The sequence below is a fragment of the Corynebacterium sp. MSK074 genome (assembly GCF_030229735.1).
GTDB lineage: Bacteria > Actinomycetota > Actinomycetes > Mycobacteriales > Mycobacteriaceae > Corynebacterium.
In genome coordinates this window covers 1-21,221 of record NZ_JASPIX010000016.1, presented here as the reverse complement: position 1 = coordinate 21,221, position 21,221 = coordinate 1, and the positions used below count along the sequence as shown (strand labels likewise).

At 57.7% G+C, this 21,221-nt stretch carries 19 protein-coding genes; 4 read left to right on the top strand and 15 right to left on the bottom strand.

Annotated elements, in window-relative coordinates; genetic code table 11:
- Positions 1-4 precede the first annotated feature (4 nt).
- From argC to uvrA, 10 genes are all read right to left on the bottom strand, one after another.
- Positions 5-1,048 (bottom strand): N-acetyl-gamma-glutamyl-phosphate reductase, encoded by a 1,044-nt coding sequence (argC, locus tag QP965_RS10685; protein ID WP_284844871.1) that lies wholly within the window; start codon positions 1,046-1,048, stop codon positions 5-7.
- Between the two features lie 147 nt (positions 1,049-1,195).
- Positions 1,196-3,709 carry a phenylalanine--tRNA ligase subunit beta gene (gene pheT / locus QP965_RS10680; RefSeq protein ID WP_284844870.1) on the bottom strand — a complete coding sequence of 838 codons (2,514 nt, stop codon included), beginning with the start codon at positions 3,707-3,709 and terminating at the stop codon, positions 1,196-1,198.
- Positions 3,710-3,733: 24 nt separating this feature from the next.
- Positions 3,734-4,780 (bottom strand): phenylalanine--tRNA ligase subunit alpha, encoded by a 1,047-nt coding sequence (gene pheS / locus QP965_RS10675; RefSeq protein ID WP_005327862.1) that lies wholly within the window; start codon positions 4,778-4,780, stop codon positions 3,734-3,736.
- Between the two features lie 103 nt (positions 4,781-4,883).
- A complete protein-coding gene (locus QP965_RS10670) occupies positions 4,884-5,687 on the bottom strand; it encodes a TrmH family RNA methyltransferase (protein ID WP_239279288.1) in 804 nt (267 codons plus the stop codon).
- 107 nt (positions 5,688-5,794) lie between these two features.
- On the bottom strand, positions 5,795-6,247 hold the full coding sequence (locus tag QP965_RS10665) for a TM2 domain-containing protein (protein WP_284844869.1): 453 nt from the start codon (positions 6,245-6,247) through the stop codon (positions 5,795-5,797).
- Between the two features lie 151 nt (positions 6,248-6,398).
- Positions 6,399-6,782, bottom strand: a complete 384-nt coding sequence (rplT, locus tag QP965_RS10660) for a 50S ribosomal protein L20 (protein ID WP_005323264.1) — start codon at positions 6,780-6,782, stop codon at positions 6,399-6,401.
- A 55-nt stretch (positions 6,783-6,837) separates the two neighbouring features.
- Positions 6,838-7,032 (bottom strand): 50S ribosomal protein L35, encoded by a 195-nt coding sequence (rpmI, locus tag QP965_RS10655; protein ID WP_005323265.1) that lies wholly within the window; start codon positions 7,030-7,032, stop codon positions 6,838-6,840.
- 36 nt (positions 7,033-7,068) lie between these two features.
- Positions 7,069-7,590 carry a translation initiation factor IF-3 gene (infC, locus tag QP965_RS10650; RefSeq protein WP_080970442.1) on the bottom strand — a complete coding sequence of 174 codons (522 nt, stop codon included), beginning with the start codon at positions 7,588-7,590 and terminating at the stop codon, positions 7,069-7,071.
- 270 nt (positions 7,591-7,860) lie between these two features.
- The gene (locus tag QP965_RS10645; protein WP_284844868.1) at positions 7,861-8,709 is read right to left on the bottom strand and encodes a serine hydrolase; all 849 of its coding nucleotides are present in this window, start codon (positions 8,707-8,709) and stop codon (positions 7,861-7,863) included.
- 7 nt (positions 8,710-8,716) lie between these two features.
- Positions 8,717-11,557: an excinuclease ABC subunit UvrA gene (gene uvrA, locus QP965_RS10640; RefSeq protein ID WP_284844867.1), complete on the bottom strand. Its 2,841-nt coding sequence runs from the start codon at positions 11,555-11,557 to the stop codon at positions 8,717-8,719.
- A gap of 65 nt (positions 11,558-11,622) precedes the next feature.
- Between uvrA and QP965_RS10635 the strand changes: the two genes are divergently transcribed.
- From QP965_RS10635 to QP965_RS10620, 4 genes are all read left to right on the top strand, one after another.
- Complete coding sequence (locus QP965_RS10635; RefSeq protein ID WP_284844866.1) at positions 11,623-12,225, top strand: MBL fold metallo-hydrolase; 603 nt, start codon at positions 11,623-11,625, stop codon at positions 12,223-12,225.
- 78 nt (positions 12,226-12,303) lie between these two features.
- The gene (locus tag QP965_RS10630) at positions 12,304-13,320 is read left to right on the top strand and encodes a DoxX family protein (protein ID WP_239279283.1); all 1,017 of its coding nucleotides are present in this window, start codon (positions 12,304-12,306) and stop codon (positions 13,318-13,320) included.
- Positions 13,321-13,482: 162 nt separating this feature from the next.
- Positions 13,483-15,708: a HelD family protein gene (locus tag QP965_RS10625; protein ID WP_284844865.1), complete on the top strand. Its 2,226-nt coding sequence runs from the start codon at positions 13,483-13,485 to the stop codon at positions 15,706-15,708.
- A 20-nt stretch (positions 15,709-15,728) separates the two neighbouring features.
- Positions 15,729-16,745 (top strand): App1 family protein phosphatidate phosphatase, encoded by a 1,017-nt coding sequence (locus tag QP965_RS10620; RefSeq protein ID WP_284844864.1) that lies wholly within the window; start codon positions 15,729-15,731, stop codon positions 16,743-16,745.
- Between the two features lie 70 nt (positions 16,746-16,815).
- Here the strand turns inward: QP965_RS10620 and QP965_RS10615 are convergent, their stop codons facing one another.
- The 5 genes from QP965_RS10615 to coaE form a co-directional block, all read right to left on the bottom strand.
- Positions 16,816-17,256 carry a universal stress protein gene (locus QP965_RS10615; protein ID WP_239279280.1) on the bottom strand — a complete coding sequence of 147 codons (441 nt, stop codon included), beginning with the start codon at positions 17,254-17,256 and terminating at the stop codon, positions 16,816-16,818.
- Positions 17,257-17,339: 83 nt separating this feature from the next.
- Complete coding sequence (locus tag QP965_RS10610) at positions 17,340-17,792, bottom strand: universal stress protein (protein WP_239279279.1); 453 nt, start codon at positions 17,790-17,792, stop codon at positions 17,340-17,342.
- 129 nt (positions 17,793-17,921) lie between these two features.
- Complete coding sequence (uvrB, locus tag QP965_RS10605) at positions 17,922-20,015, bottom strand: excinuclease ABC subunit UvrB (RefSeq protein ID WP_284844863.1); 2,094 nt, start codon at positions 20,013-20,015, stop codon at positions 17,922-17,924.
- A 40-nt stretch (positions 20,016-20,055) separates the two neighbouring features.
- The gene (locus tag QP965_RS10600) at positions 20,056-20,418 is read right to left on the bottom strand and encodes a DUF4259 domain-containing protein (RefSeq protein ID WP_284791286.1); all 363 of its coding nucleotides are present in this window, start codon (positions 20,416-20,418) and stop codon (positions 20,056-20,058) included.
- Between the two features lie 90 nt (positions 20,419-20,508).
- Positions 20,509-21,108 (bottom strand): dephospho-CoA kinase, encoded by a 600-nt coding sequence (gene coaE, locus QP965_RS10595; RefSeq protein WP_284844862.1) that lies wholly within the window; start codon positions 21,106-21,108, stop codon positions 20,509-20,511.
- Between the last annotated feature and the right edge of the window lie 113 nt (positions 21,109-21,221).

The window sequence follows — 21,221 nt, the reverse complement described above, 5'->3', positions numbered from 1 at the left end:
AGTGTTATGGGGCTACGGCCGCTTGCGGCAGGCCCGAGGTTTCATCCCAGCCAAGTGCCAGGTTCATGCATTGCAACGCGGCGCCAGCCGTTCCCTTGCACAGGTTGTCTAGCGCTGATGTGACAACGAGCCGTCGGGCGCGTTCGTCCACGTGAGCTTGGATATGGACCATGTTGGTGCCCACGACGTTCTGGGTTTCGGGTTGCTGCCCGGTGGGAAGGACGTGGCAAAAGGGCTCTTGGGCATAAAGGTCGCGGAATGCTGTCTCCACGTCACGCTTGCCGACGCCCCCTCTAAGCCCCGCCGTAGTCGTCGCCAAAATCCCACGGGGCAAGGGCGCGAGAACAGGTGTAAAGCTAACGGAGAGCTTCTCCTTGGCAAAAGGCTGCAGGTTTTGCAGGATCTCTGGGGTGTGCCGGTGCGTCCCACCAGGCTTATATGCTTTTAGGTTTCCCATGGTCTCCGCGCCAAGCTGCGCTACAGAAGGTTTCTTCCCGGCACCAGAGACTCCGGTAATAGCAATGACCGAAAGGTTCGGCTCAACGAGCTCGTGCGCCACGGCCGGCAGAACCCCAAGGGTGACCGCCGTAGGAAAACATCCCGGTACTGCTATTCGGTGAGCACGCCGCAGCGCTTCTCTATTGCCGGGCACCTCCGGAATTCCATAGGGCCAGCTTCCGGCATAATCGCCGCCATAGAAAGCATCCCAGTCGGACTTGCTACGAAGGCGAAAATCGGCCGCACAATCGATCAGGGTGGTCTGCTGGCCTAGTTGTTGGGCGATGTCAGCAGAGTACCCGTGCGGTAGGCCGAAAAAGACAACATCATGCCCACGGAGATTATCAACGGTCGTCTCTTCAATAACGCGACCCGCCAACTGAGGCAGATGTGGCATGAGCTCACCTACCGTCTTCCCGGCGGTGGAATGTGCTGTGAGCGCGCCAATGCGCAGGCGCCCACAAAGATAGGCCGGGTGAGATAGCAACAAGCGAAGGATCTCGCTTCCCGCGTATCCGGTGGCGCCTGCTATTGCTACTGAAATCGTCATAAGCGAGACTATAGCAATAAATACACTCGGCCGTATGTTATTCACTCAAAGCGGGGAAATTCCCTGGTAATTGCATCGCCAGGAATGGAAAAATGTATTAAAAAAGGGACGGTGAGCTAAATCTCACCGCCCCTTCCTAGGGCCTAGCTATGCGCGCATCTCTGCGCCCAAGCGCTGCTTAGCCAGCTCCGCTGCCGCCGTGCGGTGCTCATTGACTTCCTCATCGGTCAACGTGCGATCCGCTGCACGGAACAGCAGCTGGAAGGCCAGGGACTTCTTGCCCTCGCCCAACTGCTCGCCACGGAAAATGTCGAAGAGCTCAACGGACTCGATGAGTTCGCCCGCCCCCTCTTCCACCGTGGCGCGGACGCGCTCGGCTGGGACGTCTTCATCCACCACGAGCGCGATGTCCTGGTGCAACGCTGGGAAGGAGGACAGTACCGGCGCCGGGAACTTCTCTTCCAATGGCATAGCGGTAACGTCCAGTTCCATAGCGCAGGTACGCGCCGGCAAGTTCAGCGCCTCCAAAACCTGCGGGTGAAGCTCACCGGCATGGCCCAGAACGATGTCAGTGCCAGCCACCTTCACGGCAGCACAACGGCCTGGGTGCCAGGGCAGAACCTGCGCTGCCTCCAGCTCGATATCCACACCGGCGGCGCGGGCGACCTGGCGGGCGGATTCGATAGCGTCGGCGTAGCTATATGCGCGCCCTTCGCCCCACGGGCCCTCATGCTCAATATTGCCGGTGGCCACCGTTGCAACGTGCAACGGCTGCTCAGGAAGGGTATCCAGAAGTTCGGAAACCACCTGCTCAGAAGGTCGCTGCTCTACGGAAGGCATAGGCGAGGCCTCGGCGCGCTTGAATGCCACTTGCTGCAGACCATATAGGGCGAGGTCGCTGCGGCCGCGAGCAACATTGCGCCCGATGGCCTCCAGCATGTTCGGGAGCAGAGTCGTGGACAAGATGGCCTTATCTGCCTCAAGCGGATTCTGCACCTCTACGGTGCGGCGGCGAGGATCATCCTTGTCTAGGCCCCACACATCAAAGGTGTCGTTCGCCACGAACGGGGCCGGCAATACCTCTGCATAACCGGCATAGGCCAAGCCGTGACCAATAGCGCGGCGACGCTTCTGCGCTGGGGTGAGACCGCGACCGCCGGCCGGAGTAGGCAGGACGGTAGGAATGTCCTCCAAGCCCTCAAGACGTAGGACTTCCTCAATGAGGTCAACATCCATAGAGATATCGGTGCGCCACGATGCAGGCGTTACCTGCAGCATGTCGCCCTCCTCGGCTACTGCGCAGCCGACTTCCTCGAGACGGGAAATCACAGTCTCACGGGAGTAGTCAACGCCGGCATACTCGCTAGCCTTTGCGGTGCGCAGGGCAATGGGCTCGCGCTTGGCGACGTCCCCGATTAGCGTCCGGCCTTCCTCAATGGTGCCGCCCGCCAGCTGCTGCAAGAGCGCACATGCAGTGTCTAGAGCGACCTCGACAACCGCAGGGTCCACGCCGCGCTCGAAGCGGCGGGAGGACTCGGACGACAACTTATGGCGGCGGGAGGTGCGCGCCACGGTGATCGGATCCCAGATAGCGGATTCGAAGACCACATCAGTGGTCTCCGCCGAGATTTCGGAGGTGGTACCGCCCATGACACCGGCCAGCGACTGGATGCCGTTGTCATCGCAGATGACCACATCTTCTGCAGAAAGCTCACGCTTTACGTGATCCAAGGTCTCAAACTTCTCGCCTTCGTCCGCATTGCGTACAACGAGTTTTCCTTGGATAACGTTGGCGTCAAAGGCATGCATCGGGGCGCCCAAAAGCAACATCACATAGTTAGTAATGTCCGTGGGCAGGTTTACGCTGCGCTGGCCGCAGAGCATGAGCTCGCGCTCCAGCCAGAACGGGGTGCGCGCCTGTGGGTCGATGCCAGAGACCTTGCGCAGGCCGAAACGCTGCGCCTTGGTCGCGGGGTCTAGAGTGACGTCGATAAGCGAGCCCTGCGCCTCCGGAACAGCAGAGGTATCAATGCCAGCAACCGACGGCTCCTCGGCAATATCGGCAAATTCCAGATCGAAAGCCGAGGCAATCTCACGGCTCAAACCGCGCGCGGACAGGGCGTAGCCGCGATCCGGGGTGATGTTGACGTCAAAGTCGGTATCGTGCAGCCCAATAATCGGGCGAGCGTCCTCGCCCACCTTATCGGCGACGTCATCGCCCAAGACGATGATGCCGTTCGCTTGTGCACCTAGACCGAGCTCAGCGCCGGAGCATAGCATGCCATTGGAGATGTGGTCGTAGGTCTCGCGAGCCGCAATTTTGAAGCCACCTGGCAGTTCCGATCCAGGAAGAGCTACGACGACATAGTCATTCAGGCGGAAGTTGCGGGCACCGCAAATGATTCCCTGCAGCTCGCCCGTACCATTAGCCTGGCCCACGTTGACCTGGCAGTAGCGGATGGGCTTTTTGAACTGCGTAAGTTCCTCGATCTCTACCACCTGGCCGATGACCAGCGGACCGGTGCTCTCCGGAACGGCAGCATAACCTTCGGTTTCAAAACCGACGCGCACGAATCCGGAGTCCATATCGGCAGCGGAAACATTCCAACCAGGATTCTTAGCGCCCAGGATGCGGGTGACCCAGTCTTGGGAAATAAGCATTAGTGTGTCTATCCTTTCTGGGTTTTAAGCCTGCACGCCAAACGGCAGGGTGAAGCGGACATCGCCTTCGACCATGTCGCGCATATCGGTCAAGCCATTGCGGAACTGCAGCGTGCGCTCGAGGCCCATACCGAAGGCAAAGCCCGTGTATTCCTCTGGGTCAACGCCTACGGCGCGCAGCACATTGGGATTCACCATGCCGCAGCCGCCCCACTCGATCCAGCCGGCCCCGCCCTTCTTATTAGGGAACCACACATCAACCTCGGCAGAGGGCTCAGTGAACGGGAAGTAATTCACGCGCATGCGCGTCGTGGTCTCCGGGCCGAACAGCACCTTGGCCAAGTGCTCAAGGGTGCCGCGCAGGTGAGCCATGGTCAGGCCCTTATCCACCGCCAAACCCTCTACCTGGTGGAAAACCGGGGTATGGGTGGCATCCAGTTCATCGGTGCGGAATACGCGACCTGGGCAAGCGATATACAGCGGCACATCGCGCTCCAGCATCGTGCGCACCTGTACCGGAGAGGTGTGCGTGCGTAGCACCTGCTTAGAGCCCTCGCCGGAGACGTGGAACGTATCCTGCAGGGTACGTGCTGGGTGATCGGGCTTAAAGTTCAGGGCGTCGAAGTTAAAGTACTCCGCCTCAACCTCGGGGCCATCCGCGATTTCCCAGCCCATGCCGACGAAAATATCCGCAATGCGTTCCGACAATGCGGTAATCGGGTGAAGGGCACCAGTCTGAGTGCGGGTGGTAGGGATCGTGACATCTACGGTCTCTGCTCGCAATTGCTCTTCGCGAGCCTTCTGCTCCAAGACGTCCTTAACCTGGGCAAAGCGCTTTTCCATCTTCCCGCGGGCCATGTTGACAGCCTTGCCAGCGCTCTTGCGCTGATCCTTGGGCAACTGCCCCAAAGACTGGCGCGCCTGCGGAATATAGCCGCCATCTCCTAGGTGCTCGCGGCGGGCTGCAGCAAGCTCATCGAGCGTTTCGGCTGCGTCGAAGGCTGCGATAGCCTTATCGGCCGCGGCCCCGAGAGCCTCTTCGGTCAATTCGATCTGCGGTGTATCGGACACGTACTTCGTACCTTCTTCTCGCGCGAAAACTAACGCGTGCAATCTTACTCTGTCCCGGCTAGTCCAACCGCCCCAGGGACCCCCTTTTCATTCGGGGTTCTGCTTAGCTGTGCTCTTGGGCCTTTGCTGACTCATAGAGACAGATACTTGCGGCGGTCGCTAGGTTGAGTGACTCTGCGCGCCCGCGTAGCGGAATACGCACCCGCATGTCGGCTTCTTCCAATAGCTCCCCCAACCCATGGGCCTCGTTGCCAAAAAGCCACGCCGTTGGCTGTGATAGATCTGCCTCTGCGAGGTCTACTTCCCCATCGGCGGCCGTCGCCACAATCTGCATGCCCGATTTACGCAGCTGCCCCAAAACGTCTTTGATATTGGGATCCCGCGCTACCGGGACATGAAAGAGCGAACCGGCTGAAGCGCGCGCTACCTTGCAGCTGAGCGGATCGACCGTCTCGCCCGCAAAAATTACTCCATCCGCGCCCATGGCGTCGGAAGTTCTAATCAACGTGCCTGCATTGCCCGGCTCCGAGGTGAGCACGGGAACAGAAACCAAACTTGGCTTGCCGTTAAGGATTTTACCCGCGGACCACAGCACTGGCTTGCATAGCGCGAAAAGCCCCGTGGTGGTGGCGGTATCAGATAAATGCTTAGCCGCCCTATCGGTGATGGGATGTACGTAGACCCCCATGTATCCACACGCGGTAATAATGTCACCGAAGCGCTCTGCTGCCTTTTCAGTGACGAAAACATCGACAGCAGCGCCAGTAGACACTGCGGCATCTACGGCATTTTCTCCCTCAATCAGGAATTGCTTCGCCTTTTTCCGGTTAGCCGCGCGGTGCAGCTTGGCTGCGTTAACAATGCGCGGAGTGCGTTCAGTAAAGGCAGAGTCAAAATCCAAATTCATGGCTCCTACCCTACCTACTAGTTGCCTCGCCCCAGACTCAGCCCCAGATGCGTAGGCAAAACAAAAATCCTGTTGCCGGTAGGGCAACAGGATCACAATGTTCGGTACTACTTAGCTAGTGGCACGCCGCGGGCGTCCTTATCGTAATCACCGGCGCCGGCAATGATCATGATGAACTCAATGAAGACCCAGATTCCGACGATGGCCCAAAACGCGAATCCGAGCAAGAACCAGAAAGTAGCCCAGCCCAAGATATTAAGCACCAGCTGCGCTACGCCGAAGGTCGTGCGGCCGGTATAGAAGTTATGCGCGCCAAAGGAGCCCAAGAAGAAGCACAGAAGCAAAGTAGCGATCCAAGACTTTTGCTGTCCCTGCGCCACATACTGCTGCTGCACCGGATAGGAACCCATATTCGGTTGTGGTGCATAGCCTTGGTTGTATTGCGGCTGGTAACCGGGCTGCTGGTTATAGGGGTTGTACTGCTGGCCCTGGTTGTTGTCATAGGACTGGCCAGAATACTCGCCGTTTTCTGGCTGGTAGCCACCATTTGGGTTTGTCACAGGCAATCTGCTCCTCGGTCTCGGGGTCACTCGGGGTCTGGACTCAATGTAACATGCGAGTCCGAGATCACTGGACAGATAGATGCAAAACGAACAAAGCCCGCTTCGCCCGGCACATAAGCCGGAGAAACGGGCGTTGTATTCCTAGTAACTAGGCAGCCTTAGGAGCGTTAACGTCCTCGGGCAGGGCAGCCTTAGCAGCCTCGCACAGTGCGGAGAATGCCTCGAAGTCATTGACAGCAAGCTCAGCCAGGATCTTGCGGTCAACCTCGATCTCAGCCAGGCGCAGGCCGTGGATGAGACGGTTGTAAGTGATGTCGTTCATGCGGGCAGCAGCGTTGATGCGCTGGATCCACAGCTTACGGAACTCAGACTTACGAGCGCGACGATCGCGGTAAGCGTAAGTCATGGAGTGCAGCCACTGCTCCTTCGCCTTACGGTACAGGCGGGAACGCTGGCCGCGGTAGCCCTTAGCGGACTTCAGAATCGCGCGACGCTTCTTCTTTGCGTTAACTGAGCGCTTTACTCGTGCCACAGTGATACTTCCTTAATTCAGATTGTGATGGCGGATGTGGGTTGATTCGGCGCTATTATGCGCGGCCGAGCAGGCGCTTGACGCGCTTGGTGTCAGGCTGTGCGACTGCCTCGGTGCCCTTCAGGCGACGGGTACGCTTGGACGGCTTGCCCTCCAGCAGGTGGCGGCGGCCAGCCTGCTCACGGCGCAGCTTGCCGGAACCGGTCACCTTGATACGCTTTGCGGTGCCCTTGTGGGTCTTCTGCTTCATGAGTATTAAGTCCTTAAATCCTACGTGGAATCTGGTCTACTTCTTGCCCTTGCGAACCGGACCCAAAACCATGGTCATATTGCGACCATCCTGCTTGGGGCGGGACTCAACAACGCCAACTTCAGCGACGTCATCGGCCAAACGCTCCAAGAGGCGGAAACCCAGCTCCGGACGCGATTGCTCACGACCACGGAACATGATGGTCACCTTGACCTTGGATCCCTTCTCGAGGAAGCGAACTACGTTACCCTTCTTGGTCTCATAATCGTGATCATCGATCTTCGGGCGGAACTTCTGTTCCTTAACCACGGTCTGCTGCTGGTTCTTACGGGCTTCGCGAGCCTTCTGAGCCTGCTCGTACTTGAACTTGCCGTAGTCCATGATCTTGGCCACTGGGGGCTTTGCCTTCGGGGCTACCTCAACCAAGTCAAGGTCAGCCTCGTACGCAAGCTTGCGAGCATCATCGGTACGGACGATGCCCACCTGTTCACCACCGGGGCCTACCAAACGGACCTCGGGTACTCGGATACGCTCATTGATGCGAGCTTCAGCGCTGATTGTGGTTCTCCTCGATTAGGGGGTGTATGAGTAAGTAGTTCACCTACCGGGACCACAAACGAATCAAACCCGGTCTGCCAAAGACAGCCGGGAGTTCTCACAGTGCCAAGCACAAGTGCTTGGTTACCTTTACCTTTATCCTACGAAACATGTTCGCGGCATCGGGTGGGAGAGACTCCGCTTGTGACCCACGAACCTCGAAAAGGCGTCATGGGCGGTAGTGGCTTTGAGGATAGCAGCTTCTACCCTTTCCACCAAATCGCAACTCGCCTAGCGATCCTTGCATTGGGCTGCTGGCTCAATGTTTCCCTTCTCTACCTCAGCATCAACAATGTCGACCAGCTGATATGCAAGGTCCTTTACTGCAGGTTCGGCTTTGGCATAGTCCTCGCCATCGGTAACCACAGATAACGCGACGCCGACGCGCTTGCCAGCAACCTCATGAACGCCAAATTGGCGGTAGGTGTACTCATTCTCGTCCTCATCCAAGCCCCAGCCGCTCTTGGCGCGGGTTCGCTTCTCTTTCGACAGGCCAATTTTCTGCCAGGACACAATGTCTTTGAGCACCTTGTGGACGTAGCCCGCCTCCTCAATGCAGGGCAATTCAGCACCGAAGACTGCTTGGTCTTTCAATGACCACGTGGAGTAGCCGAAGGCGGTGTCATGGATATCCGCGTGCGATCCATAGTCTTCGAGCAATTCCTCGACTGCCTTATCGGCGGAGCCTTCGCGCCATTGCACCTGGGACCACAAGGAGTAGGCGGCATCGTTATCGGATTCCTTGATTGCCAAGTCAACCAGGCTTTTATCCGCGCCGTCTTTCAGCGCCGCGATGGCGATTGGCACCTTAATGGTGGACCAGACAGGGCCCTTGCCCTTATCGCCCACCGCAATGGTGTCATCGCCGGCCGAAATAGCGACCCCCACCTTGGCGTGGTACTTCCTTGCGGTCTTGTCTACTGCACGGTCAAGCTGAGTGCGCACTGAGTCCGGGTCAGGTGCCGGAGAGCTAGTCGACGGCGCTGGGACGTTCTCAGTTTCAGGATCGCCGGAGCAGGCGCTCACCGTAAACAGGGTGAGCGCTGCCAGCAGGCTAACGCCGAGGCGGTATCTATTCACAGTGTCCCTACTTCAACATGTCCTTTAGGTACCTTCCGGTATAGGAGCCTTCCACCTGCGCAACATCTTCCGGGGTGCCCTGCGCGACTACGGTGCCGCCGTCGGCGCCGCCTTCCGGCCCCATATCTACAATCCAGTCCGCAGCCTTGATGACATCGAGGTTGTGCTCGATGACGAGCACCGAATTTCCCTTGTCTACGAGGCCTTGGATAACCAACATCAGCTTGCGGATGTCCTCAAAGTGCAGACCAGTGGTCGGCTCGTCCAAGATGTAGATGGTCCTACCGTTGGTGCGCTTTTGCAGCTCCGAGGCGAGCTTAACGCGTTGCGCCTCACCGCCCGAAAGCGTGGTAGCGGCCTGGCCGAGGCGAACATAGCCCAAGCCGACGTCGACAAGCGTGGCTAGGTAGCGGTGAATCGAGTTGATGGGTTCGAAGAAGTCCGCTGCCTCTGAAATCGGCATGTCGAGAACCTCGGCGATGTTCTTTCCCTTGTAGTGCACTTCCAGTGTCTCGCGGTTATAGCGAGCGCCCTCACACACCTCGCACGGAACATACACGTCCGGCAGGAAGTTCATCTCGATCTTGATAGTGCCATCGCCTTGGCATGCCTCGCAGCGCCCACCCTTGACGTTGAAGGAGAAGCGGCCGGCCTTGTAACCCCGAACCTTAGCCTCCTGGGTTTCGGCAAAAAGGTTACGGATCTTGTCAAAGACGCCAGTATAGGTAGCCGGGTTGGAACGCGGGGTACGCCCAATCGGGCTCTGGTCGACCTGGACCAGCTTATCCAGGTGCTCCACGCCCTCGACGCGCTTGGCACGGCCGGGGACCTGGCGGGCACGGTTGAGCTTATTGGCCAAGGTCTTGGCCAAAATCTCATTGACCACGGTGGATTTACCCGAGCCGGAAACGCCGGTAATGCACGCCAGCACTCCCAGCGGGATTTCGACGTTAATGCCCTTGAGGTTATTCTCGCGTGCCCCCACGACTTTCAAGGTACGGTCCTTGTCGATTTCGCGGCGATGATCCGGTACGGCAAGCACCTTTTTGCCAGAAAGATACTGGCCAGTAAGTGATTGCTCTACCTTTTCAATTCCCGCCGGCTCGCCTTGGTAGACCACCTCGCCACCGTATTCACCGGCACGCGGGCCCACATCGACGAGCCAATCGGACTCCCGGATTGTGTCTTCATCATGTTCGACCACGATGAGGGTGTTGCCAATATCTCGCAGACGCTGCAGCGTCTTAATAAGGCGCTGGTTATCGCGTTGGTGCAAACCAATGGAAGGCTCATCGAGCACATAAAGTACGCCGGCCAATCCGGAACCAATCTGCGTGGCTAGGCGAATACGCTGTGCCTCGCCGCCCGAAAGCGTGGACGCGCCGCGATCCAGGGTCAGGTAATTCAGGCCGACGTCCAGAAGGAAGCGCAGCCGGGCCTGGGTTTCCTTGAGTACCGCACCGGCAATGATTTCCTCGCGGTGCCCCAGCATCAAGGAGTCCAAGAATTCGGAGGCGTCTTCAATCGAAAGCGCACATAGACCCGCAATGGACTGCTCACCGTGAGTAGTAGAAGCCAGGCGGACGGCCAAGATCTCCGGCTTCAGGCGGGTGCCCTTACAGGTGCTACATGGTACGCGGCGGGTGTATTGCAGCAGGCGATCCTTTTGGGACTGCGAATCGGTCGTTTCCAACTTGCGGTGAATGAAACCGGTCGCCCCCTCAAACGGCGCGGTCCAATTGCGCTGCCGCCCGTAGCGGTTCTTGTACCGAACCTGCACCTCCTCATCCGTGCCATAGACGAGTGCATGGCGCTGTTCCTTGGTCAATTCACTCACTGGGGTCTTAGGGTCAAAGCCCATTGCCTTACCCAGACCCTCCACTAGCTTGACAAAGTAGCGGGAGTTGGGAGAGGAGTGCCACGGCTGAATCGCATCAACCGCCGGCGCATCCGGATCCGGGATAAGCAGGTCAACATCGACTTCCAGCTTGGTACCCAAACCATCACACACCGGGCAAGAACCAAACGGGGCATTGAAGGAAAAGGCACGGGGTTCATACTCTTCAATGGTCAACGTGTGGCCATTAGGGCAGGCGGCCTTCTCCGAGTACGTGTGGGTGAGCTCTTCCCTATCCACAAACTCGATGGTGACCAGGCCATCCGCTAGGCGCAGAGCCGTTTCCACCGAATCCGTTAAGCGTTGCTTCTGCGAGGCTTTGACCTGCAGGCGGTCAACTACTACCTCAATATTGTGCTTGATCTGCTTCTTGAGCTTGGGAGGATCGCTGAGCTGATGGGTCTCTCCATCCACTCGCACGCGGGAATAACCCTGAGCCGACAGGTCTTGGAAAAGATCCACAAACTCGCCTTTGCGCTTACGCACTACCGGTGCAAGCACCTGGAATTTCAGCTTTTCTTCCAGATCCAGCACCGCATCCACAATCTGCTGCGGCGTTTGGCGCTCAATCACCGCATCGCACTTAGGGCAGTGCGGCGTACCAGCACGGGAAAAGAGCAAGCGCAGGTAGTCGTAGATCTCCGTGATCGTGCCCACCGTAGAACGTGGATTATGGTTGGTGGATTTTTGATCAATGGACACCGCGGGTGACAGGCCATCAATAAATTCCACGTTGGGCTTATCCATCTGCCCTAAGAACATGCGGGCATAAGAACTCAAGGATTCCACGTAGCGGCGCTGGCCTTCAGCGAAGATGGTGTCAAAGGCCAGCGAAGATTTACCGGAGCCGGATAGGCCGGTAAAAACAACCATTTTATCGCGGGGGATATCGATATCCACGCCCTTGAGGTTGTGCTCGCGGGCACCGCGCACCACCAAACGATCAGCCACTGTGCTCAGACCTCCAGTACTAGGGATTGCAATCTTCCCTCGAATGTACCCGTAGGCTAGGACACATGACTAACGAGCTTCAGCTACATCAGATTTCCGTGTCTGAAATGGACAACAACTGCTACCTCCTCCAGGCGGGCGAAGAGGGCTTGCTTGTCGACGCCGCCGATGACGCCCCCGCAATCCTCGACATGACCCGCAAGGCCGGAGTGAAAATCACCGCGGTGCTTACTACCCACCGCCACTGGGACCACGTGCGCGCACTCGAGGAGATTTTGTCCGAAACGGGTGCTACTCACTACGCCTCCTTCCTTGATTCCCCCGCCATCCCGGCCAAGGTAGACGTGGAGCTGCGCGAGGGCGATTCCATCGAGTTCGCGGGTCTTCAGCTGCCCGTCATCATCTTGCGCGGCCACACCCCCGGCGGGGCGGCTCTGGTTGCAAGCATCGATGGCGTCACCAACCTCTTCGTAGGCGATTCCCTCTTCCCCGGCGGCCTGGGCAAGACCACGTCTGAGGGTGACTTCGTACGCCTATATAAGGACGTCACCGCGCGCATCTTTGATGAGTTCCCTGACAATACGATTGTGCGCCCGGGACACGGCAAGTCCACGACCTTGGGCGAGGAGCGCCCCAAACTTGGTGACTGGTGGGAACGCCGCTGGTGATCCAATGGCGAATTTCCGCGTACAATGGTCTAGCACACGATAGGTCTAGAACAACGAGCTTAAGGAGCTTTAAGGACTATGATTCGCAAGCTTGCCCGCCCCATGCTGGCATCCGTTTTTGTATGGGAAGGCGTAGACAACCTGCGCAACGCGTCCGAGCACGTGAAGGAAACCGAGGGTTTCCTCAAGACCGTGCGCAAGGCCGTTCCTTCTGAGTACCAGGGCTACATCCCGAATGACCCAGAACTAGTTACCCGCGCCATTGGCGGCGCAAAGGTAGGCGCCGGCTCCACCTTGGCTCTGGGCAAGGCACCGCGCACTTCCGCTGCAGTTCTGGCCGCCGCTACCCTGCCCAACTTGATTGGCAAGAACAACTTCTGGGCTGCGGACAATAAGGAAGACAAGGAATCCCGCCGCAACGGATTCGTTACCAATACCGCTTTGCTCGGCGCCCTGTTTATCGCTACCCAGGACACCGAGGGCAAGCCTTCCCTGCGTTGGCGCGCACAGAAGGCCGGCAAGCGCACGAACAAGAAAATTCAGCAGGCACTGCCTACCAAGTCTGAGTCCGAGCAGAAGCGCGAAGAGCTTTCTGCCCGCGCTAACGAACTGTCTTCCAAGGCCGGCGACTGGATCAACGAGACCTCTGCTAAGGCACAGGCTTACGTAGACGACAACAAGGATGACTGGCAGTCCACCGGCCGTGGTCTGCTAGACACCGCAAAGTCCTATGTTGACGATGCCAAGACCTACGTAGAGGACAACAAGGACGATTGGCAGGAGTCTGGCCGCGGCTTGCTGGGCAACGCCAAGTCTTTCATTGAGGACTCGGTCGACAACGCCAAGACTTACGTTGAAGACAATAAGGGTGACTGGCTCGAAACCGCACAGGCAAATCGCGAGATCGCCCGTACCCGTGCTGTAAAGGCAGCTACCAAGGCTCAGGCACGCGCCGACAAGGCCGTCGCCAAGCTGGACACCGCCCAGTCCAAGCGCGCCAACAAGAAGGCATCCAAGCACGCTGACAAGCTGCAGCAGGAGGCAAATAAGAAGATTGAGGCAGCTATCAAGAAGCTGGAAAAGCGCTCGAAGTAGCCACGACTTCTTCGGCCGAATAACTCGGCGGTGACACACGGCCCAGCCTTATGCTGGGCCGTTGTTCTTTGTCACGGCAGGGTCTAAACTCATCTCTCCCCCTCGCCGGACAGCGTGCCCGGCAGCTTCCTCCCCATCAACGTCCAATCACCAAGGAGTCACGTGAACTCAGCATCCCATAAGCACGCGACGGCTGCAGGTTCCTCGGAGCGCGAAGCCATCGCTACGGAGCAAGATTATGTGGACGGCCTTTTCGCCCGCCTCGACGATGAGGTGGCTGCAGCAAATGAACGGCTCAATGAGGTGCAGGCGGACGTTGATCCCTCCACCCCGGACGCGGATGCTTTGGTGCGCCGCGAAACGGAATACCACGGGCTCCAAGCCAAGCTGGATCGTCTCAATGTGGCCCAGATGGGATTGGTCTTTGGCCGCATCGACATCGACGCCCCAGGTGACAATCCCACTCCGGAAGGCCTAGATCGCCGCTACATCGGCCGCATGGGACTCGATGCGCGTGAAGATGACTATCGCACGCTACTGCTTGACTGGCGTGCCCCAATGGCACGGCCCTTCTACCTCGCTACTACCGCCCAGCCAGAAGGCGTGCACACCCGCCGCCAAATCCGCACCAAGGGGCGCACCGTCACTGGCATTCATGATGAAGTCCTTGCTGGCCCCGGAGTGCGTGAAGAAGAGGCCGGCGTAGCGAGCGAATCTGCGCTCTATCACGCCATGCAACGGGCCCGTACCGGTCACATGGCCTCAATTGTGGAGACCATTCAGCGGGAGCAGGACGAGATTATCCGCGATAACACCCGCGGCGTGATGGTGGTAGAAGGCGGCCCCGGCACCGGTAAGACCGCAGTGGCGCTACACCGCGTTGCCTATCTGCTCTATACCCACCGCGAGCTACTTTCTGCCACCGGCGTACTTATCGTGGGCCCCAATAGCAGCTTCTTGGACTATATTTCGCGCGTGCTCCCAGAACTGGGCGAGACCGGCGTAGTGCTCTCCACCATTGGTGGGCTCTTCCCTGGAATTGAACCAAGCCACGAAGAAAACCTCGTGGCTCGGGAAATCAAGGGTAGCGACGCCATGGTGGAGATCCTCTCCACTGCGGTCAAGGACTACCAGCTGCTTCCCGACGACCCGCGTGAACTGGTAGTCGACGGCCTAGCCTTAGAGGTGACACCCAGCATGGTGAAAAGCGCCCGTACACGGGCGCGTCGCTCGCGCAAACCACACAATGAGGCGCGTGGTGCCTTCATTGAGCACCTCGTAGAGGACCTAGCCCAGCAAATGGCAGAAAAGGTTGGTGCCGATCCGCTTGGCGGGAAGAATCTCCTTTCGCGCGCCGATATCGATCAGTTCCACGATGACCTTGCTGAGGACGCGGCCGTTACTGCCTTGATCGATGAGTTTTGGCCCGAACTACACCCCACCGATGTACTTGCTGCTCTAGTCTCCTCGCGCAAGCTCATCGCTTCTGCCGCGCACGGGTATGACGAAGAAACCCAAGAAGCGCTCTACCGCGCAGAGGGACGAGCATGGACGGATTCGGATGCGGCCTTGCTAGACGAGCTTGCCGTCCTCATCGGCCTGCCCAATCCTGAAGAAAAGAAGGCAGCCGATGATGCCGCGTGGCGCGAGCAGGTGGCGGATGCGGAAGACGCATTGGATATCTTGTCCTCCTCCGAGTCCACAGATAATGACGATGACATGTTTGAAGCAGAAATCCTCTCTGCCCACGATGTCATTGACGCCGAGACCCTGGCGCACCGCCAGGAGGTACGCGATAAACGCACCACTGCCCAACGCGCCCGCGAAGACCATACATGGGCTTATGGTCACATCATCGTGGACGAAGCCCAGGAATTAACTCCTATGGAGTGGCGAATGCTCTTCCGCCGCTGTCCATCACGGTGGATGACTTTGGTGGGTGATACCTCCCAGACCGGCTCCCCGGCAGGTGTTGATGACTGGGGCGAGGCCCTCGAGCCTTTCGTGGCTCAACGATTCCGTCACCACTTCTTAACCGTCAACTATCGCACCCCGCAGCCCATTACGGAATTGGCCAATGGACTTTTGGAAATGATTAACCCTGACGCCATTCCGGCGACAGCCATCCGCGATGGCGTGCAGGTGCGCCGGCTTGAGCAAGGCGCCTACACCCCTGGAGTACACAGCGAAGAGGACGGCAGGCTCACAGCGGTTATTGACGCCGCCACGGCGGAGCGCTATAAGGGCCTGGAGTTTGATCACGTGGTTGTGCTCGATCCGCAGCGCATCGTGGATGCCTCCCCACAGGGATTGCAGAACCTCTATGTCTGCATCACTCGTGCCACCCAATCGCTCACGCTCGTCGGTGACTGCGGCGAAGTTCTTTAGGCTCCCGTAAGCTTTGTGCCATGGCCTTATCTGACATCATGCGCAAAGCTGAAAGCTCACTAAACTCCTTTACTTTGAAGCGCTCTCAACGGCGTGGATGGCAGCCCCTGATCGTGGGATATACCGGTTATGGCACCACCGATCAGGTGAGAATCTTCGGCCGCGTACTCATGCATGATCCTGATGAAGGCAAGAGGGATACGTGGGGTGAGCGCGGCTACCAGCAGTTTCTTACCATTCAAGTAGGACACCACGACGTTTCGGTAACTATTGGGGAACAGACTGTCACCGGTACCACCGATCGAAACGGATACATTGACTTACTAGTCCATGACCACGATTTAGAGCCCGGCTGGCATACGGCAATGATCGAGGCCGCAAACGCGAATGCCGTGGAAGTCCAACTACTTATCGTTGATCCGGCGGCCAAGATCGGCATCGTTAGCGATATCGATGACACGGTGCTTGTCACGTGGCTGCCGCGCGCGCTCACCGCGGCGTGGAATTCCTGGGCTAAGCGCCCTAGCAAGCGACAGGCCGTTCCCGGAATGGCCGCATTCTATGCTCAGCTACAACAGCGCTTCCCCCAAGCCCCGGTGTTTTATCTTTCTACGGGCGCTTGGAATACCTTTGGCTCGCTCAAGAAATTCCTGTCTCACCATGGTTTCCCCGCGGGTCCCATGCTGCTGACGGACTGGGGTCCAACGGAAACGGGACTTTTCCGCAGCGGCCAGGAGCACAAGCGTGTTCAGCTGCGCAATCTGCTCATCGCCTACCCGGATATGCAATGGATTCTCATTGGCGATGACGGACAACATGATCCATTGACCTACGGCGATGTGGCTAATGAGCATCCGGACCGGATTCACTCTGTGCTTATCCGCAATCTGAGCCCGCAGGAGCAGTTGCTCTCCCACGGCTCCCTTAGCCCTTTGGCCGATGCCAATGAGGAGGGCCACTTCTCTATCCCCTTGATTCAGGGCGCGAACGGCAACGCCATTGCCGCCGCATTCAACGCTGCACACCCTACGGAGTAAGCTGCGCTTAACGACGAAACCCGCCTTGGTCTTTTCAAAGCAAGACCAAGGCGGGTTTTAATTGCCGTTCTTAGCTGACGGTGTGAACAATCATTACGTCGCAGTCGGACTGGCGAGCAACGTCTGCCGGCACGGAGCCCAGCAGGCGGCCGGTGAGAGAGTTGATGCCGCGGTTGCCCACGATGAGTAGGTCAGCATCGTTGTCGTTGACGATGGACATCAGGGCCTGTACCGGGGTGCCCGGGCGAACAGCGGTTTCGACCTTGGAAGCACCGAACTTCTCAGCGTGTGCCTTAGCGTCCTTGAGGTTTGCCTCGGCCTTCTCATCGCCCAAGATGGTTACGGAATCCTGGCGCAGGGTCTTGGAAGCCTGCTCCTGGTTCTCGTAGTAAGCACAACCGATAATCAGAGTGGAATCGAATGCGGCGGCGATCTTAGCTGCTCGCTCTACAGCGAGGAGAGAAGACTTAGAACCGTCAGTACCGACAACGATCGTGTTGTAGTCGCTCATGATGACCTTTCTTTGTGGGTGTGTACCCAGAGTGTTTATTTAGCCTACAAAGGCTTTACTGCCAGTGTAACAACGAAAAATGTTTAACGTTTCTCGCTGGTATTAACTACGACGACGTCTACCTTTGACTTGTGGGTTAGTTCTGTTGGCACAGAACCGAAGACTCGACCACGAACGGAGTTCACGCCGCGGTTGCCCACCACGAACAGGTCCACATCATAGTCCTGGCCTACCTCCAACAAGGCTTTTACTGGGTCTCCAGATTTGCCTACGACTTCAATGTGTTCCGCACCCTCCGACTCGGCGATACGGGTGGCATTGGTCAAGTAGGTACCGGCCATGTCCTCACTTACAACGGGCAGACCGGCTTCGTCGCCCCGCGGAGCACCAAGCATGGATCCAGCGTGGTTATAAAAGGCTGAAATGATAATCAGCTTGGCGTCGTACGCCCGTGCCATGGACGCCGCAGCGCGGACCGCGCGCAGGGAGGTTTCAGAGCCATCGGTGCCGACGGCAATGTTTTTATAAGTAAGCATTATTCTCCTTGCAGTTGAACTATTTCACAGTGACAACTAAACGGCGCTTCTGGCACTTATCCAGTATAACTAGCGCAGCTCTTGAGAGAAGCACCCGCGGAGCCATTCATCACTTTCAGGGGGAGAAAACTAAATTCCCGCTTCCTTCAATCCACGCAATTCCTTCTTTAGATCAGCGATTTCATCACGTAGTCGACCAGCCAACTCGAATTTGAGCTCGCGCGCGGCAGCCCCCATTTGGGCCGAGAGGTCGTCGATAAGCGCCTGCACCTCATCGGTAGCCATGCTGGAAATATCCCGCTTCTCCACCACTGCAGAGGGATCGGAGTTGGACTCCTCTTCCCCGCCGTCTTCATAGACCTGGTCAAGAATATCGGCAATTTTCTTACGCAAAGGCTGCGGGTCAATGCCGTGTTCCTTGTTATAGGCAATCTGCTTTTCGCGGCGTCGCTCCGTCTCCTCGATTGCCTCTTGCATCGAATCGGTGATTTTATCGGCATACATAATCACCTCGCCAGAGACGTTACGGGCAGCACGGCCAATGGTCTGGATGAGCGAGGTCGTAGAACGCAAGAAACCTTCCTTGTCCGCATCCAAGATGGCAACGAGCGATACTTCGGGAAGGTCAAGGCCCTCACGCAGAAGGTTAATGCCCACCAGCACATCAAACTCGCCAAGACGCAATTGTCGCAAAAGCTCGACGCGCTGCAAGGTATCGATATCCGAGTGCAGGTAGCGCACCTTAATCCCCTGTTCCAACAGGTAATCGGTGAGGTCTTCTGCCATGCGCTTGGTCAGCGTGGTCACCAGTACGCGCTCTTGCTGCGAAATGCGGGTGCGTACTTCATCAATAAGGTCATCAATCTGGCCCTTAGTGGGTTTGACGGTAACCTTCGGATCCACCAGACCAGTCGGGCGAATCACCTGCTCCACGTACTCACCGTCCGAGGACGTAAGCTCAAAGTCGCCAGGGGTGGCGGACATGTAGACAGTTTGTCCCACGCGTTGTTCAAACTCATCAAAGGTCAGCGGGCGGTTATCCACTGCGGAGGGCAGCCGGAAACCGAATTCCACCAGGTTGCGCTTGCGGGACATATCGCCCTCGAACATGCCGCCAATCTGTGGGACAGTGACGTGAGACTCGTCAATAATGGTGAGAAAATCCTCTGGGAAGTAATCCAGCAGCGTTGCCGGCGCGGAACCGGCTGGGCGGCCATCGACGTGGCGGGAGTAGTTCTCGATGCCGGAGCAAAAACCTACCTGCTCGATCATCTCCAGATCGTATTCGGTGCGCATGCGAAGCCGTTGTGCCTCCAGCAGTTTACCGCGATTTTCTAGATCTTCCAGGCGCTCGGCCAATTCCTCTTTGATGGCAGCCACAGCTTTTTCCATGCGTTCGGGCCCTGCCACGTAGTGGGTCGCGGGGAAGATGCGCACCTCATCTACTTCCTCGATGACATCACCAGTGACGGGGTGAATGTAGTAAAGGGAATCGATATCATCGCCGAAGAATTCAATGCGCACCGCGCGCTCCTCATAAGCCGGAATGATATCGACCGTGTCACCCTTGGCGCGGAAGGTACCGCGGGTAAATCCCACGTCATTGCGTTCGTATTGGATATCCACCAGCAAACGGAGGAAGCGGTCCCGGTCCAGCTCCTCATCCACGGAAAGAATGACCGAACGATCCAAATAGGACTGCGGAGTACCCAAGCCATAAATGCAGGACACGGAGGACACAACCACCACGTCTCGGCGGGACAGCAGCGCCGAGGTGGCCGAGTGGCGCAGACGCTCTACGTCCTCGTTGATGGACGAGTCCTTTTCAATATAGGTATCCGTCTGCGCAATATAAGCCTCTGGCTGGTAGTAGTCATAATAAGACACGAAGTACTCCACCGCGTTATGCGGCAGGAGTTGGCGCAGCTCGTTCGCTAGCTGCGCTGCCAGGGTCTTATTTGGTGCCATCACCAGCGTGGGGCGCTGCTGTTTTTCAATCAACCACGCGGCAGTAGCGGATTTACCAGTACCGGTAGCACCCATGAGTACTACATCGCGCTCATCGCGGTTGAGGCGTTCGTTGAGCTCTGCAATAGCAGCGGGCTGGTCGCCGGCCGGCTCGTATTCAGAGACAACCTGAAACTCACCAGGGGTGCGCTCGACCTCGCTGACGACGCGGTGCTCGGAATCTGGAATAAGAGGATGTTCAGCAGCAAAAGCCATGCCCACTACTCTACTGCTTATATGGCGCGGCTAGCTATGTTCACGGCAAGGAGTCCTGCGCGGTGCGCAGCCACTCTTCCAGCTCGCCGGTAGTCTCCCACAGCGCATAAACAGAAGACGTCTCTGGACGCATTGCACTATTAATGCGGCGGCGCAGCCAAGCTTTAGACTGCGGCGTATACAGGGGCGCAAGATCCTCGCGGTGAATTCCTTCCGGCAGTGCATCAGCTTTCAGCTTTAACAAAGCACCCAGTGCGATCATGGTTTCCGCGTCATCGGAGTCCATGGGCTCTTCCGAGCATGACTTCTGAAAGGCTTTGAGATCGAAAGAGCCATCACGCAAGCTAGCGAGCAGTTCTCGCGCTGCGTGATTATCAAAAGGCCCTGTATCCCACGTTCCCACGGCGAGTAGCTTAAGACGCGAAAGTTAACGCAACTTCGAAACTGCGTAAACTCTAACCGCCCAATGGTTAAAGTTTGGGTGACTCCGCGCCTACGACTCCGCTTCTAAGCGGTTCATGACCTCGGCTGCACGCGCGCGCAACTGCTCCAGCGTTCCGTTGTTGTCAATGACGTGCGTGGCTGCGGCTAGTCTCACCTCATCAGGTACCTGCGCTGCTATGCGACGGCGCGCATCCTCCTCTTCCAGCCCGCGTGAAGCAACGAGGCGACGGACGCGCTCTTCAACGGCCACGTCGACCACGATGACGTAGTCCATGTCTTTGTCTAAACCGTTATCCACCAAAAGCGGCATATCGTAAACGGCAAAGTCATAACCTTCTTCACGTGCCTCAGCGAATTGGCGCTGCGTTTCCGCTTGGATGCGTGGATGAGTAATGGAGTTCAACAGTTCGGTATGTTCCTTGTCCGCAAAGGCTCGCCGAGCCAATTCCTTGCGGTTGAGGCTGCCGTCCGACAGCAAAATATCTTCACCAAATGCTGCCGCCAGCTCCGATAGAGCGGGCTTGCCAGGCTTGACGACGTCGCGGGCAATGCCATCGGCGTCAACCACACGCCACCCCCGTACGCGGCAGAGCGTTGCGACTGTTGACTTACCACTGCCAATACCGCCTGTAAGGCCAATGAGTTTCATGGCAGCCACCCTACGCGAAAAGGAACCCCGCCATACTGAACTGCTCCCCATTAGTTGGACTGAGAAATCAGTTTCCGATTAGTGGGGAGTAGTTTTCATTGAGAGCTCGAAGT